Here is a 14,985-nt window from a genome sequence, read left to right on the forward strand (position 1 = left end):
GTCAGCCCTTCGTCGCCCCGGCGACGAGGCCGCCGATGATGTGCCGCTGCATGACGATGAAGAAGATGAGCGCGGGCAGGACGGCGAGCAGCAGCGTCGGGAAGACCACGGTGTAGTCCGTGGCGTACTGGCCGACGGCCGCGTACACCCCGGTCGTGACCGTGTAGATGCCGGAGCTCGGGCCCAGGATGATCTGGGGGCTCACGAAGTCGTTCCACACCGAGATCGAGTTGAGCACGACGATCGTCGCGACCACGGGCCGCATCACCGGGAAGATGCACGACCAGAAGGCGCGGATGCGTCCGGCGCCGTCGAGGGATGCCGCCTCGTCGATGTCCCGCGGGATGGTCCGCAGATAGGCCGCGAACAGGAAGATGGTCACCGGCAGGGTCGCCGCCGTCTCGTACAGGATGAATCCGGGGATCGTGTTGATGAGCCCCAGCACCCTGAGCACGAAGACGACAGGGATGAGCGTCACCTGGCCGGGGATGAACAGGCCGGAGACGAACAGGAGAAGCAGGCCCATGTGCCATTTCGACCGTCCGCGTGCGATCACGTAGGCCACCGGCGCGGCCAGGCCGATGCCGAACACGTTCACGAGAGCGACGAACAGCAGCGTGACGCCGTAGGCGGCGATGACGTTGAACCGCGAGCTCGTGATCGCGGCCCAGAGGTAGTCGAACGTGAAGGTGGCGGGGTCGATGCCGAGCGGGTTCGCGATGATCTCGGCCTGCGGCTTGAAGGCGTTGATGATCATCGTGTACAGCGGCACGATCATCAGCAGGGCGACGGCGCCGAGGATGATCCAGCGGACGGCGCGTGCGGACACGGGGGCGGCGGTGCGAGCGCTCATCAGTCGGTGACCTTCCGTTCTGCGCGTCGACGGACGAGGGTGACGCCGAGGCCGAGCACGGCCGTGACGATGAGCAGGATGACCGACTGGGCGGCGCCGAAGCCGAGGTTGGAGTTCGCGAACGAGTCCTTGAGGATCTGGTAGACGATGGTCTGCGTCGAGCCGGCCGGTCCTCCGTCGGTGAGCGAGAGGATCACGTCGTACGCCTTCAGCAGGCCCACCAGTGTCAGCACGATGTTGACGGTGAACACAGGGGCGATGAGCGGCAGCGTGATGCTGCGGAACTGCTGCCAGCGGGTCGCGCCGTCGACGGTCGCGGCCTCGTAGTACTCGGCGGGCACGGACTGGATGCCGGCGAGGAACAGGATCATGTTGAAGCCGAAGTGCGCCCACACGATCGTGAAGATCACGCTCGCCTTGGCGAAGGACGGATCGACGAGGAACGGCATCGCGGGAAGGCCCAGCGTCGTGATCAGCCCGTTCACGGCTCCCTCCGGCGCGAGCATCGCGGACCAGAGGAAGCCGATGATGAGGGAGCTGATGACGTACGGGTAGAAGAAGATCGTGCGCAGCAGCGTGTTCGAGCGACCAGGGCCGCTGATGAGGGCCGCGATCGCGAGGCCGACGACGTTGCACAGGACCGTGCCCACCACGGCGATGATCGCGGTGAAGATCGCGGCGTCGATGGATCGAGGGTTGCGGAAGGCCTTGAGGTAGTTGTCCCACTCGACGAACGTGAAGCTCAGGCTGTAGCCGTTCCAGTTCGTGAAGCTCAGCACGCAGGCGAGGATCATCGGGATGACGAACATCGCGATGAACACGATCATCGCGGGCGCGGCCATCACGAATCCAGGGAACGCCGCACGCATGCGGGCGGTGGTCGGAGGTCGGCGCCGGGGCGGCGGAGGCGTGGCCGACGTGGCGGTCTCTGGAATGCGTTCAGGGGCGATCATGGTCTGACTCATCGGTGAGTTCCTCTGTCGAGCGGGCTTCGGGCGCGGCGATCCGCCGCGCCCGAAGCGGTGCATCAGTTGGCGTTAGCCAGGAACCAGGCATCCATCGAGGCGAGCACGTCAGCCGGAGAGGTGCCGCCCATCAGGGCCTGGGTCTGGGTGTTGATCTCCCCGGAGTACTCGGTCGGGATCGTGCGCTCGCCGTATCCGCTGCCGGTCGGCGTGTACGACTCGGCGGGAGTGTCCGCCACGATGGCCAGCAGCTCCTCGCCCAGCGGCGTCATGTCGTACTCGTAGCCGTCGCGGAAGTTCCCGTCCACGGCGAGCTGGCTCGAGACGGCATCCTGATCGGTCGTGAGGAACTCGATGAGCTGCGCTGCGGCATCCTGCTGCTCGCTCGTGGTGAGGATCGAGTAGGGGCTGGCGATGTTCGCTCCCATGGCGGGCTGCACGCCCTCGTCGAAGGCCGGGGCGCGGAAGACGCCGATGTCGGCGGAGTCCGCGGCATTCGCCTGGGAGCCGGCGAACCAGCTGCCCATCGAGTAGACCGCGGTCTTGCCCGACAGGAATGCCTGCTCGGCGTCGACGTACTTGATGCCGAGGGCGTCCTTCGGGATGTACCCCTCGGCGACCCAGTCCGCGTAGGTGTCGACGGCAACCGCGTAGGTCTCGCTGAAGGTCAGCTCACCCGAGCTCATCTCCTGGAACCAGTCGGGGTGCTCGGCGATGATCGAGGGGAGGCCCAGCGCCTGCAGGACGTGACTGGACATCCAGTCGCCGCCGGTCTGGATCGGGGTCCAACCGGCATCCGCGAGCTTGCCGAGGTCCTCGGTGAGCTCGTCCACCGTGGTGGGGACCTCCTCGATGCCGGCCTCGGCGAAGGCGGTCTTGTTGTAGAAGAACAGGCTCTGCAGCTGGACGCCGATGCCGGCCATGTAGTACTTTCCGTCGATGGAGTACTGGTCTGCGAGCGGGCCGGACGTGGCCCAGTCGTAGCCGGAGAGATCGACGAGCTGCGGTGCGAGCTCCGTGGTCGGTGCGAGCGACTGCACGATGTCCGGCGCGTCCCCGGCGGCCAGCAGGCGGGGGACGGCGGCGGCGACGCCCTCGGCGCCGGGGTTCTGGATGACGACGTCGATGTTCTCGTTGGCCTCCTCGAAGGGGGCGACGAGCTCGTTCCAGAACTCCTCCGTGAGGTTGGGGGTGACGTTGACGAGCATGCTCAGGGTGATCTTGTCGTCGTCACCGCCCGAGGAGGGGGCGGACGCGGCGCATCCGGCCAGAGCGACCGATGCGACGGTCGCCAGGCTCAGCGCGGTGATGTGGCGGCCCTTGATCATCGTTGATCCTTTCGTGGTGCACGGGAGGGGGCAGGAGCGACATTACACTAATCGATAATCGTTTGTGAAGCGTTTTCCTTTGACGTGTGCGCCGAGAAGCCCTTGTCGGCGTGGGGCCGCGGGGCGAGACTATCGGCGGGAGGGGCGGGAGGAAGCGCGGTGCGCGTCTGGCCCGGCGCGTCCTCGATTCCGGATCGAATCAGCCCCGGAGCGGGAGTCGGGCGGTGCGCTTTCGATCCCGCATCCTGCCGGGAATGCCTGGTTGTATACGCTTCGATACTTCTCGTGCAGAAAGGTCGCCTGATCCGCGAATTGTGTATACACTAGCCGCATGAGCACCGCCGCCCCGAGAGCCAGCGATCGCGCCTACGCGATCCTCCTCGAGGAGATCCAGAGCGGTGAGCTCGCTCCCGGCTCGGTTCTCGCGGAGGTCGAGCAGGCCGCGCGTCTCGGCGTGAGCCGCACGCCGCTGCGCGAGGCCCTGCAGCTGCTGGCGGCCGACGGGCTGGTCGTGCAGCAGTCGCCGCGCGTGACCGTGGTATCCGATGTGGATGCGGATGACATCCGCTCCCTCTTCGAGATCCGTCGTGCCCTGGAGGAGTCCGCCGCACGCCTGGCGGCCCAGCGCGGCGATGCGGCACTGTTCGATGCGCTCGCCGCGGAGTTCGCCGACGTCGACCTCCGCGCGAAGGGCGGCAGGGATGCGTACTACGCGCTCATCGCCCGCTTCGACCGCGCGATCGACGACGCCGTCGCCAACGATTACATCGCCGCCGCGCTTCGGACCGTGCGCACCCATCTCGTGCGCGTGCGCCGGATGGCCAGGGACAAACCCGAGCGCCTGTCGGCCTCCGTCGCGGAGCATCGGCTGATCGCCCAGGCGCTCGCCGAGGGCGACGGCGATCTCGCCGCCCACGCCACCCATGTCCATCTGCGCAACGCCCTCACCGGCATCCTCGACTCCCTCACCGAAGGACTGAAATGACCGTCTCCCACCACGTCCGTGTCCATCGCAGCGAGGAGAACCTCGTCCGTGAGGAGCAGCTCGCCTGGAAGATCGCCGAGGTCGCCGCCGACCCCGTCGATGTCGAGCCCGCCGTCGTGGACATGATCATCAACCGCATCATCGACAACGCCTCGGTGGCGGCGGCATCCCTCACCCGAGCGCCCATCGTCGCGGCCCGCGCGCAGGCCTTCAGCCACCCCGTCTCGCGGGGCGGCGAGGGCGCCAACCTGTTCGGGGCGCCGCTGGACGAGCGCACGAGCCCCGAGTGGGCGGCCTGGGCGAACGGCGTCGCGGTGCGTGAGCTGGACTACCACGACACGTTCCTCGCCGCCGAGTACTCGCACCCCGGCGACAACATCCCCCCGATCCTCGCCGTGGCGCAGCACACCGGCGCCGACGGTCGCGCGCTCGTGCGGGGCATCGCCACGGGCTACGAGATCCAGATGGACCTCGTCCGCGCGATCTGCCTGCACAGGCACAAGATCGACCACGTCGCGCACCTCGGCCCCTCCGCCGCCGCGGGCATCGGAACCCTCCTCGGGCTCGACGTCGAGACGATCTACCAGGCCGTCGGCCAGGCGCTGCACACGACGACCGCCACCCGGCAGAGCCGCAAGGGCGAGATCTCCACGTGGAAGGCGCATGCGCCGGCCTTCGCGGGCAAGATGGCCGTCGAAGCCGTCGACCGCGCGATGCGAGGGCAGACCTCGCCGAGCCCGATCTACGAGGGCGAGGACGGCGTCATCGCCTGGATGCTGGACGGCAAGGACGCCTTGTACCAGGTGCCGCTGCCCGCCGCGGGCGAGCCCAAGCGGGCCATCCTCGACTCGTACACGAAGGAGCACTCGGCCGAGTACCAGGCGCAGGCCTGGATCGACCTCGCCCGCAAGCTCGGCACGGAGAACCCTGCGCTGCGCGACCCCGCGAACATCGAGCGCATCGTGCTGCACACCAGCCACCACACGCACTACGTGATCGGCTCGGGTGCGAACGACCCGCAGAAATACGACCCGAAGGCCTCCCGCGAGACGCTGGACCACTCGATCCCGTACATCTTCGCCGTCGCGCTGCAGGACGGCGGCTGGCACCACGTCGACTCGTACGCCCCTGAGCGCGCGGCACGAGCCGACACCGTCGCGCTGTGGCACAAGGTGACCACGGCGGAGGATGCCGAGTGGACCCGTCGGTACCACTCCGAGGACCCGGACGAGAAGGCCTTCGGCGGGCGCGTCGAGATCACCCTCTCCGACGGCTCCACCGTGACCGACGAGATCGCCGTGGCCGACGCGCACCCGCTCGGTGCCCGTCCGTTCGCGCGGGAGAACTACATCGCCAAGTTCCGGCTGCTCGCCGAGCCCGTGCTCGACGCCGCCGAGATCGAGCGCTTCCTCGCACTCGTGCAGCGTCTGCCTGAGCTGACCGCCGCCGAGGTCGTCGAGCTCTCGATCGTGGCGAAGCCGGGCATCCTCGCCGCCGACGCCCCGAAGGGTCTGTTCTGATGCTGTACGCGACCACGACCGCGGCCGACAAGCGCCGACTCCTGCGCGAACGGCTCGCCTCCGGCGAACTGCTGCGCTTCCCCGGCGCGTTCAATCCGCTGAGCGCCAGGCTCATCGAGCAGAAGGGCTTCGAGGGCGTGTACATCTCGGGTGCCGTGCTCTCGGCCGATCTCGGCCTGCCGGACATCGGGCTCACCACCCTCACCGAGGTCGCCGGCCGCGGGCAGCAGATCGCCCGCATGACGGAGCTGCCGGCCATCATCGACGCAGACACGGGCTTCGGCGAGCCGATGAACGTGGCACGCACGATCCAGACCCTCGAAGACGCGGGCCTTGCGGGCATGCACATCGAGGATCAGGTGAATCCGAAGCGCTGCGGGCACCTCGACGGCAAGAGCGTCGTCGACGAGGACACCGCGGTCAAGCGCATCCGCGCGGCCGCCGACGCCCGGCGCGACCCGAACTTCCTCCTCATGGCGCGCACGGACATCCGCGCGGTGGAGGGCCTCGACGCGGCGATCGACAGGGCGAAGGCGCTCGTGGATGCCGGGGCGGACGCGATCTTCCCTGAGGCGATGCGCGACCTCGCCGAGTTCGAGGCGATGGCCGAGGCGCTGGACGTGCCGATCCTCGCCAACATGACCGAGTTCGGCAAGAGCGAGCTGTTCTCGACCGACCAGCTGAGGGATGCCGGCGTGCGGATCGTGATCTGGCCGGTCTCGCTGCTGCGCACCGCGATGGGCGCGGCGGGCCGGGCCCTGGATACCCTGAACGACGAGGGGCACTTGACCTCGAAGCTCGGTGAGATGCAGCACAGGGCCGACCTCTATGAGCTCATCGACTACGAGTCGTACAACCACTTCGACTCCAGCGTCTTCAACTTCACCATCACGAAGGACTGAGCGGACGATCCCGTTCCCACCACGAAGGAGTGAGCATGGCTGACACGGACATCAAGAAGGGCCTCGCGGGGGTCGTCGCGGACGAGACGGCGATCAGCAAGGTCAACCCGGAGACCAACTCGCTGCTGTACCGCGGTTACCCGGTGCAGGAGCTCGCCGCGACGCAGCCCTTCGAGGCGGTCGCCTGCCTTCTGTGGCATGGCGAGCTGCCCACGGACGACGAGCTCGATCGGTTCCGTTCGGTGGAGCGGGCTCACCGAGCGCTGACACCCGCGGTCAAGTCGGCGATCGACGCGCTGCCGCTGGACGCGCATCCGATGGACGAGGTCCGCACGGCCGTCAGCGTCATCGGCGCCATCGAGACGGCCGGGACCGGCAACGTTCTGGATGCCGTCGGGACGCCGGAGGAGAACCTCGAGCGCAGCCTGCAGCTCTTCGCCGCCCTCCCGGCGATCGTCTCCTACGGGCAGCGGCGCAGGCGCGGCCAGGAAGCGCTGGAGTCGAGGGATGATCTGGACTACGCGGCGAACTTCCTCTGGCTGACGTTCGGTGAGGAGCCGGATGCCGTCGTCGTCGACGCCTTCAACCGATCGATGATCCTGTACGCCGAGCACTCCTTCAATGCGTCGACCTTCACCGCGCGGGTGATCACCTCCACCCTCAGCGACCTCTACTCCGCCGTCGTCGGTGCGATCGGCGCGCTGAAGGGCCCGCTGCACGGAGGAGCGAACGAGGCGGTGCTGCACATCTTCGATGAGATCGGCTCGGCCGACAGGGTCGTGCCCTGGCTCGACGAGGCACTTGCGGTGAAGCGCAAGATCATGGGGTTCGGCCACAGGGTGTACAAGCGCGGCGACTCGCGCGTGCCGACCATGAAGGCGGCGCTCGACACCCTCGTCGCGCACTACGACCGCCCGGATGTCGCCGAGCTCTACGACACCCTCGAGTCCGAGTTCGTCTCGCGCAAGGGCATCTATCCGAACCTCGACTACCCGTCGGGTCCCGCGTACAACCTCATCGGCTACGACACCGTCACCTTCACGCCGCTGTTCGTCGCTGCCCGGATCACCGGGTGGACCGCGCACATCCTCGAGCAGCAGGCGTCCAACGCCCTGATCCGACCGCTGTCGGCGTACAACGGCGAGGACGAGCGCCACATCGACGGCTATGTCGCCGACACCGCAGCGGTGGACGTGCAGGAGCGCCCCGAGGAGGCGGCCGGCTGAGCTCCGCAGCTCGCTGAGCTCGTCGAAGCGCGCGGTCGTGGTGTTCCCTTCGACAGGCTCAGGGAACGGGAAGCCGGCTCGGGGAACTCTGGTAGCTCGCTGAGCTTGTCGAAGCGTGCGGTGGTGGTGTTCCCTTCGACAGGCTCAGGGAACAGAAAGCCGGCTCAGGGAACGACTCCGGTAGCTCGCTGAGCTTGTCGAAGCGTGCGGCGGGTGAGCATGCTAGCTCGCTGAGCCTGTCGAAGCGCGCGGTGGGCTTCTCGCACGACAGGGGACGCGACCGATACGGCCGCGTCCCCTTCAGAGTGGATCCTCAGTGCACCTCGTCCGCAGGCGAATCCTGGAACAGCCGCGGGGCGAAGTCGATCAGGTTCTTCTGCCACACGTCCCATCCGTGCGGGCCGACCGTCACGCCGTCGAACTCGTACTCGATGCCGAGTTCGTCCAGAACCGGCAACGAGCTCATGACCGCCCCGTAGGTGAAGTCGGTGATGTCGCCGGTATACAGACGGTAGAGCTCCGTGCCGGCGTTGATGGCATCGGCATCCACATCCGCCGTGCCTCCGAAGCCCGCCGCGAACGTCCCGATCCACGCGAACTCGCCCGGATGCGCCTTCAGCACCGAGACCGTGCGCGCGCCTCCGGCCGAAAGCCCGGCCAGCGCACGCTCGGCGGGGTCGCTGCTGATGTTGTAGCCGGCCTCCGCGGCGGGCACCACGTTGTCGAGCAGCTCGGTCGGGTAGTCGGTCACGTTGCCGTTGGGCATCACCACGACCATCGGCTCGATCGAGCCGTCTCGCGAGAGGTTGTCCAGGATCTGGCGTGCCCGACCGACCTCGACCCAGTCTGTCCAGCTCTGTCCGCCGCCGTGGTTGAGCACGAACAGCGGGTAGGGCTGAGCACGGTCTGCGTCGTAGCCAGGCGGCGTCCAGACATAGGCGCTGCGCTCCTGTCCTGCCACGCTGCTGTCGTAGGTCATGATCTCCAGCTCGCCGCCTTCCCCTTCCGGCACATCGGTGAGGAGTCTCGAGGCCTCCCCCTCGACGAGGAACGTGCTCCACGCCGGCTCGGAGGTGACAGAGGTCGGGTTGGAGGCGTCCTTGACCGCCTGACGGTCGACGATGAGCCGGTAGTGGTAGAACCACGGATCCAGGGGGCCGATCGTCGTCTGCCAGCGGTCGCCGACCTTGCTCATCTCCGTACGCAGCCAGCTGCCGCCGGGCGCGATGTTCGCCCACACCGAGACGTACTCGGCATCCGAGAAGTCCGTCGTCGTCTCGAAGGTGACGAAGCCGTCCTCGCTGATCCACGGCGTCGGCGTGGTGCCGGACGACGGCGTCTCGAAGCGCTCGGTGAGCGCGGTGTGCCCGTCACTCATCGCGGGGTCGTGCTCCGCACCGCCGAACAGCCGCGGGGCGAAATCGATGAGGTTCTCCTGCCACGCGTTCCAGTTGTGGCCGGCATCGGGGTTCACGCCGTCGAACTGGTAGTCCAGGCCGATCTCATCGAACGCCCGGAAGGAGTCGTAGACGTCGTTGTGAGCGATGTCCGTCGGGTTGCCGACGTACACGCGGAACAGGTCGGTCTTGTTGTTCATCTTCTTGACGGGGATGTCGTCGAGATCGCCGAACCGACCTGCGCCGAACGTTCCGATGGCGGCGAACTCACCGGGGTGCTCGCTGAAGACCTCGAACGTCTGGCCGCCGCCCATCGACAGGCCGGCGAGCGCCCGCTTCTTCTTCGACGGCGACACGTTGTAGGCATCCTCGACGGCCGGGACGATGTTCTCCAGAAGCTCCGTCGAGAAATCGGAGACGTTGCCGTTGCCCATCACGACGATCATGTCGGCGAGCCGGCCGGACAACCACAGGTTGTCGAGGATCTGCTCGGCGCGACCGACCTCCACCCAGTCGCGGTAGCTCTGGCCGCCGCCGTGCTGCAGATACAGGACGGGGAACTTCTTGCCCTTGGCTTCATACGTCGGCGGCAGCCAGACGAGGGCCTCGCGCTCTTCTCCGGCGACCGCGCTGTCGTACGTCATCGTCTCGATGGTGCCCGCCTCCTCAGGAGCGTCGGCGAGCAGCGCCGCCGATTCTCCCGGGATGAAGAACGTGCTCCAGTCCGGTTCGGAGGCGACGCTCGTGGGGTTGCTCGCGTCCTTCAGCACTTTGCTGTCATCTCCCGTGACCTGGTAGTAGTACAGGCCCGGCTCGAACGGTCCGTAGGTCGCCGTCCAGTTGGCGCCGCTGCGCTGCAGGCCGATCTGCGCCCAGTTGTGCGAGGGGCCGAAGTTGCCCTCGATCACCACCTGCGATACGGGGCCGATCGCCTCCTCGACGGCGGCGTTCGGCACGCTGATGCGCAGGTAGCCGTCGTCCTGCACGCCCACCCATGGCTGTTCGATCGCGGTGGCGGGCGGTGTCGTGACCGCCAGCCCGGCGAGGGCGACGAGCGCGGCTGTGAGTGCGCCGATCACCCGCCGCCGTGCTGTGCGTCGGCCAGCGGGCCGACGCTCTGACATGATCTCCATCGATTCCTCATCTCCTGTGATTCGGCCGACTCGGAGAGACGCTCGTTCACGCAGCGACGCTGGAGCCGGATGTCGAGCACGCATATACAACGTAGTAAATGCAGTGCGGGGTCACTATCTCAGGATTTGCATCAGAAGGTCAAGCAATAGTTCTAACGTTGTAAATCACTGGTCGCGAATCAGTCGAGCAGCGCGCACCGATGCGGCGACCTCTCAGTCGCTCGAGACGGTGTCCTCCGCGCGCCCGGGGAAGCCCGTCGACTCGCGACGGACGATCCGGAACCCGGGCTTGATCGTGCGCGGCGGGCGGCGCTGGCCCTTCTCCGCGATCCTCTCGATGAGGAGCTCGACCGCTGTGACGGCGATCTCCTTGCTTCCCGCGTCGACGCTGGACATCGACGGCATCGAGAACCGTGCCTCGTCGATGTTGTCGAACCCGATCAGCGCGACCTCCTCTGGAACCCGCAGGCCCGCCTCGCCGAGAGCGCGGAGTGCGCCGAGGCCGAGCGCGTCGTTCAGCGCGAAGACCGCGTCGAAGGCGACTCCATCGGCGATGAGCTCGCGGATCGCTGCGGCGCCCGCGGCGCGGTTCCAGTGCGCGCCCGTGCGGATGAGGCGGGAATCGATCGGCAGTCCGGCTTCCTCGAACGCCTCGCGGTAGCCGGCGAGGCGCAGGCTCGCAGAGCTCGTGCCGATCGACGGGTCCTCGGCTCCGATCACGGCGATGCGCCGCCGACCGATGTCGAGCAGATGCTCGACCGCCGCGCGCGCCGAGGAGACGTTGTGCATCGTGACATGGTCGGTGGGACCGTCGAAGATCCGCTCGCCGAGCAGGACGAGAGGGAAGTCCGTGTTCAGCGCGTCGACATCCGCCTGTCCGAGCGTGAACGGGCTGAACAGGAGCCCGTCCGTCAGCCGCAGCCGCCCGCCGGTGATGGCCTGGAGCTCGCGGGTGCGATCGCCGCTCGTCTGCTCGACGACGACGCTGAGCCCGTGCGCGTCGGCTGCGCGGATGACCGCATCGGCGAGCTCGGCGAAGTAGTTCTCGCTGAGCGCCGGCACCGCGAGGCCGATGACCCCTGTGCGTCCGGATCGCAGGCCGCGGGCCGAGAGGTTCGGGCGGTAGCCCAGCTCATCGATCGCCGCCTGGACGCGCTCTCTGGTCGAGGCGCGCACGTGCGGATAGTCGTTGATGACGTTCGACACCGTCTTGATCGAGACACCGGCGACCCTGGCGACGTCGTGCATCGTCGAGTCCATCGGCCTCCCCCATCGCTGTGGCACGGTTTGACCGCGCTGTCCCTCACTCTAGCCGTGCGACCCGGACCCAGCCGATCGTGGTGACCGGAGAGGTGGGCGGGGGTGCGGACGGCGAGCCGTCCGCACCCCCGCGAGTCGAGCTACTGACCCAGCTCGTTCAGCACGGTCTCCTGCGCTTCGTCGAGCGCCTCCTGAGCGGAGGTTCCCTGCTCGTAGATCTCGTTGAGGGTGACGGTCCGGAACTGGTTGTCGACCGTGGGCAGGTTCTCGTTGGAGAACGACGAGAAGTGGCCGATGCCGTCCTTCACGGAGTTCAGCACGTCGAACAGGTTCGTCTGGAAGTACTGGTTGAACTTGTTCTCTGGGTTGTGCGTGACGGCGTCGTCCTCCCAGACCGACATGTTGACCGGGTCGAAGCCGAGCACCTCCCACACGGCGACGTTGGCCTCGAGGGAGAGCTTCGCGTAGGCGAGGAACTCGGTGGCGAGCTCCTCGTGCTCTGTGCCGCGCAGCACCGTGGTGCCGGTGCCGCCGCCGCCGATCGTGAGCACGTCAGAGCCCTCGACCTGCGGGGCGGGGGCGATGGCGATCTTGCCGGAGAGGTCGGGCATGTAGTCGACGAAGCGCGAGGTGTACCACGCCGGGTAGACGACGGCCGCGTAGTCGCCGCTGTTGATGGCTCCGTACGCCTCCTCGCTGTCCGGGCTGCCGCCGGGGATGGTCGAGAGCGCTCCGGCATCCTTCATGTCCTGGAACATCTGCATGGTCTCGACGACCTCCGGGCTGTTCACCGCGACATCGCCCATGCCGTCGTCGGTGAACAGCTGCCCGCCGTTCTGGGCGATCGCCAACGGCTCCGTGAAGAAGACGCCGGTGCTCGCGACGCTGAACGCCTTGCCGGTGTCCTGGTTGTAGGTGGTGCCGGCCGCGGCGAAGTCGTCCCAGGTCTTGATCGTCGTGTAGTCGATGCCTGCAGCCTCGAGCAACTCGGTGTTGTAGAACGCGACGAACGCGCCGACGTGCGTCGGGTAGCCGTAGATCTTGCCGTCACGGCTGTACAGGTCGAGCCGTGCCTGCACGATGTCGTCGACGTAGGGCTCGGCCGCCGCGGTGAGGTCGACGAGCGGAGGGTTGTCGCCCTTGACGAAGTTGCCGAACTTCCCCACCTCGATGTCGGCAAGGTCGGGAAGCCCCTGGCCGGAGTTCACGGCGAGCAGCAGCTTGTCGTGCATGTCCTGATAGGGGTAGACCGTGATCTCGAGGTCGACCTTGTTGTCGGGGTTCTCCTCGTTCCACTTCTCGGCCATGTCCTCGTAGACCTGGCCGTGGAGCTCGGCGAACACCCACATGTCGAGCGTCGTGGTGCCGTCGGCGGCGTCGTCGCCGCCGTCCGTCTCGCCGCTGGTGCAGCCGGACAGGGCTCCTACGGCCAAGCCTGCCGCGAGAGTCGCGGTCAGAATCCTTCGGATTCGCATGGTGTTACTCCTGACTGTGATGTGTATTGCGGATGGGAGAGGAACAGCTCGGGATCAGCCCTTCACCGCTCCTGCGGTCATGCCTTCGACGAAGAACCGCTGGAACGCGAGGAAGAGGATCAGGATCGGGATGAGGGAGAAGAACGAGCCGATGATCAGCAGCTCGTAGTTGTTGCCGTAGGGCGTCAGCAGGGTGTTCAGGCCGATCGGCAGGACGAACTTCTCCGGCGTGCGCAGAACCAGCAGCGGCCAGAGGAAGTTGTTCCAGATGGTCATGCCGTTCAGGATCGCCATGGCCGCGAAGGCGGGCTTCGCGATCGGGGCGACGAGGCGGAAGAAGATCCCGAACTCCGAGACGCCGTCGACACGACCGGCCTCGAGGATCTCCTTCGGGACGCCGAGGAAGTACTGGCGGAAGAAGAAGATCGTCACCGCTTGCGCGAGGAACGGCAGCACGACGATCCAGTACTGGTCCGCGGCGCCCATGTCGTTGACCTGGACGTACAGAGGCAGCATGAGCATCTCGAACGGGATCGTCATGAGGATGATCACGAGGATGAAGCCCAGACTCTTGCCGCGGAACTCGTACATCGCGAACCCGTAGGCCACGAAGGAGCTCACCAGCAGCGTGCCCACCACCTGCACGACGGTCAGCACCAGGCTGTTCCAGAACCACGGGAAGTACAGTCCCGAGTCGGTGAAGAGCAGGACGTAGTTGTCGAGGCTCAGCTTCGAGAAGTCGATCGAGAACGAGATGCCGTTGCGGATCACGTCGTTGCCGTCCTGGAACGTCCCCACGAAGATCGCGAGCACGGGAACCAGCGAGACGAGGGCGATCGCGATCAGGAAGGCGCTCTGGATCAGCACCGCGGTGCGGCGCTTCATCGTGCGCGGGGCAGGGTTCGTCGCCGTGCGCCCCTGAGTGATCAGCGTCCGGGTCGTGGTCATCGCAGCGACTCCTTCTTGAATGTTCCGGTGGCGATGAGCTGGGTGAGGTTGATCGCCAGCACGAGCACGAGGAGCACCACGCCGACGGCCGAGGCGAAGCCGAGGTCGTTCTCCTGGATGCCCTTGCGGTATAGGTAGCCGACGATCGTGAGGCCCTGGTTGTTCGGGGAGTTGTTGCCGGCGTAGAGCATGAAGCTCTCCAGGAACATCGCCAGCCCGCCGTAGACGCTGATCGTCGTGACATAGACGATCGTCGGCTTGAGGCCTGGCAGCGTCACGTGGAAGAACTGCTGGATCCTGCCCGCACCGTCGATCGACGCGGCCTCGTAGTACTCCGTCGGGATGGCCTGCATGCCCGCGAGGAAGTACATCGTGTTGACCCCGGCCCAGCGCCAGAGCGCCAGCAGCAGCAAGGCGATGAGGCCGGTGACGTCCTCGCGCAGCCAACGCACCGGACCGAAACCCAGGAAGTCGACGATCTGGTTCATGAGGCCGGAGTCGGTCTCGGAGAACATCAGTCGGAACACGATTCCCGCGACGACCACCGAGGTCAGCGCGGGCACGAACAGCGCCGACTTGAAGAAGTTCTTGATCCTGCTGCTGCCGATCCTGGAGTTGATGATCGCGGCCAGCACCATCGGGATCGGGACGAGGAGCACGAGAGTCAGCACCATGTAGCGGATGCTGTTGAACATCGCCTGCCAGAACACGCCATCGCGCCACAGGCGCTCGTAGTTCGCCGTGCCGATGAAGCTGGCCTGACCGTACAGGACCTCCTGGAAGCTCATGATCACCGAGCGGCCGACGGGCACGAGCCAGAAGACCAGCAGCGTCACGAGGAACGGCAGGATGAACAGGTACGGCGCGAGCCGCTGGTTGTAGAGCAGCTTCTTCATTCGGTGTGTCTTCGTCATACCGGGTTTCTTCCTCGAACCGAGCCCTCAGGGCGGGACCTCTCCGTCCTCGGTTGAGAAGGCTATCCATGTTGCGCAG

General features: G+C 66.9%; 12 protein-coding genes. 4 read left to right on the plus strand and 8 right to left on the minus strand.

What is annotated here, in order from left to right; translation table 11 throughout:
- Position 1 precedes the first annotated feature (1 nt).
- The 3 genes from ACWGJP_RS07550 to ACWGJP_RS07560 all read right to left on the minus strand — a co-directional run bounded on the left by ACWGJP_RS07550 (position 2) and on the right by ACWGJP_RS07560 (position 3,146).
- Positions 2–853, minus strand: a complete 852-nt coding sequence (locus ACWGJP_RS07550; protein WP_452329136.1) for a carbohydrate ABC transporter permease — start codon at positions 851–853, stop codon at positions 2–4.
- Entirely contained in the window at positions 853–1,818 is a 966-nt protein-coding gene (locus ACWGJP_RS07555; protein WP_452329137.1) for a carbohydrate ABC transporter permease, read from the minus strand. The genes ACWGJP_RS07550 and ACWGJP_RS07555 overlap by 1 nt, the downstream gene beginning before the upstream one ends.
- Before the next feature lie 62 nt (positions 1,819–1,880).
- Positions 1,881–3,146 carry an ABC transporter substrate-binding protein gene (locus ACWGJP_RS07560; protein WP_452329138.1) on the minus strand — a complete coding sequence of 422 codons (1,266 nt, stop codon included), beginning with the start codon at positions 3,144–3,146 and terminating at the stop codon, positions 1,881–1,883.
- A gap of 331 nt (positions 3,147–3,477) precedes the next feature.
- Between ACWGJP_RS07560 and ACWGJP_RS07565 the strand changes: the two genes are divergently transcribed.
- Genes ACWGJP_RS07565 through ACWGJP_RS07580 form a run of 4 tightly spaced genes read left to right on the plus strand, consistent with a single transcriptional unit; the run spans position 3,478 to position 7,779 of the window.
- The gene (locus tag ACWGJP_RS07565) at positions 3,478–4,131 is read left to right on the plus strand and encodes a GntR family transcriptional regulator (protein WP_452329139.1); all 654 of its coding nucleotides are present in this window, start codon (positions 3,478–3,480) and stop codon (positions 4,129–4,131) included.
- On the plus strand, positions 4,128–5,651 hold the full coding sequence (locus tag ACWGJP_RS07570; protein WP_452329140.1) for an MmgE/PrpD family protein: 1,524 nt from the start codon (positions 4,128–4,130) through the stop codon (positions 5,649–5,651). The genes ACWGJP_RS07565 and ACWGJP_RS07570 overlap by 4 nt, the downstream gene beginning before the upstream one ends.
- The gene (gene prpB, locus ACWGJP_RS07575) at positions 5,651–6,553 is read left to right on the plus strand and encodes a methylisocitrate lyase (protein ID WP_452329141.1); all 903 of its coding nucleotides are present in this window, start codon (positions 5,651–5,653) and stop codon (positions 6,551–6,553) included. The genes ACWGJP_RS07570 and prpB overlap by 1 nt, the downstream gene beginning before the upstream one ends.
- Positions 6,554–6,588: 35 nt before the next feature.
- On the plus strand, positions 6,589–7,779 hold the full coding sequence (locus tag ACWGJP_RS07580; protein WP_452329142.1) for a bifunctional 2-methylcitrate synthase/citrate synthase: 1,191 nt from the start codon (positions 6,589–6,591) through the stop codon (positions 7,777–7,779).
- A 313-nt stretch (positions 7,780–8,092) separates the two neighbouring features.
- On the opposite strand, the gene ACWGJP_RS07585 is transcribed toward ACWGJP_RS07580, so the two are convergent.
- The 5 genes from ACWGJP_RS07585 to ACWGJP_RS07605 form a co-directional block, all read right to left on the minus strand.
- Entirely contained in the window at positions 8,093–10,309 is a 2,217-nt protein-coding gene (locus ACWGJP_RS07585; protein ID WP_452329143.1) for an alpha/beta hydrolase, read from the minus strand.
- 213 nt (positions 10,310–10,522) lie between these two features.
- A complete protein-coding gene (locus ACWGJP_RS07590; protein ID WP_452329144.1) occupies positions 10,523–11,569 on the minus strand; it encodes a LacI family DNA-binding transcriptional regulator in 1,047 nt (348 codons plus the stop codon).
- Between the two features lie 140 nt (positions 11,570–11,709).
- Positions 11,710–13,044, minus strand: a complete 1,335-nt coding sequence (locus tag ACWGJP_RS07595) for an ABC transporter substrate-binding protein (protein ID WP_452329145.1) — start codon at positions 13,042–13,044, stop codon at positions 11,710–11,712.
- A gap of 54 nt (positions 13,045–13,098) precedes the next feature.
- The gene (locus tag ACWGJP_RS07600; RefSeq protein WP_452329146.1) at positions 13,099–13,992 is read right to left on the minus strand and encodes a carbohydrate ABC transporter permease; all 894 of its coding nucleotides are present in this window, start codon (positions 13,990–13,992) and stop codon (positions 13,099–13,101) included.
- Positions 13,989–14,906 carry a carbohydrate ABC transporter permease gene (locus tag ACWGJP_RS07605; RefSeq protein ID WP_452329147.1) on the minus strand — a complete coding sequence of 306 codons (918 nt, stop codon included), beginning with the start codon at positions 14,904–14,906 and terminating at the stop codon, positions 13,989–13,991. The genes ACWGJP_RS07600 and ACWGJP_RS07605 overlap by 4 nt, the downstream gene beginning before the upstream one ends.
- Between the last annotated feature and the right edge of the window lie 79 nt (positions 14,907–14,985).

This window comes from Microbacterium sp. NPDC055903 (genome assembly GCF_053615555.1).

What these genes read in the sequence shown, in the direction of transcription:
- ACWGJP_RS07550 (WP_452329136.1), bottom strand. Translation starts at nt 853, where the DNA reads ATGAGCGCTCGCACCGCCGCCCCCGTGTCCGCACGCGCCGTCCGCTGG.
- ACWGJP_RS07555 (WP_452329137.1), bottom strand. Translation starts at nt 1,818, where the DNA reads ATGAGTCAGACCATGATCGCCCCTGAACGCATTCCAGAGACCGCCACG.
- ACWGJP_RS07560 (WP_452329138.1), bottom strand. Translation starts at nt 3,146, where the DNA reads ATGATCAAGGGCCGCCACATCACCGCGCTGAGCCTGGCGACCGTCGCA.
- ACWGJP_RS07565 (WP_452329139.1), top strand. Translation starts at nt 3,478, where the DNA reads ATGAGCACCGCCGCCCCGAGAGCCAGCGATCGCGCCTACGCGATCCTC.
- ACWGJP_RS07570 (WP_452329140.1), top strand. Translation starts at nt 4,128, where the DNA reads ATGACCGTCTCCCACCACGTCCGTGTCCATCGCAGCGAGGAGAACCTC.
- prpB (WP_452329141.1), top strand. Translation starts at nt 5,651, where the DNA reads ATGCTGTACGCGACCACGACCGCGGCCGACAAGCGCCGACTCCTGCGC.
- ACWGJP_RS07580 (WP_452329142.1), top strand. Translation starts at nt 6,589, where the DNA reads ATGGCTGACACGGACATCAAGAAGGGCCTCGCGGGGGTCGTCGCGGAC.
- ACWGJP_RS07585 (WP_452329143.1), bottom strand. Translation starts at nt 10,309, where the DNA reads ATGGAGATCATGTCAGAGCGTCGGCCCGCTGGCCGACGCACAGCACGG.
- ACWGJP_RS07590 (WP_452329144.1), bottom strand. Translation starts at nt 11,569, where the DNA reads ATGGACTCGACGATGCACGACGTCGCCAGGGTCGCCGGTGTCTCGATC.
- ACWGJP_RS07595 (WP_452329145.1), bottom strand. Translation starts at nt 13,044, where the DNA reads ATGCGAATCCGAAGGATTCTGACCGCGACTCTCGCGGCAGGCTTGGCC.
- ACWGJP_RS07600 (WP_452329146.1), bottom strand. Translation starts at nt 13,992, where the DNA reads ATGACCACGACCCGGACGCTGATCACTCAGGGGCGCACGGCGACGAAC.
- ACWGJP_RS07605 (WP_452329147.1), bottom strand. Translation starts at nt 14,906, where the DNA reads ATGACGAAGACACACCGAATGAAGAAGCTGCTCTACAACCAGCGGCTC.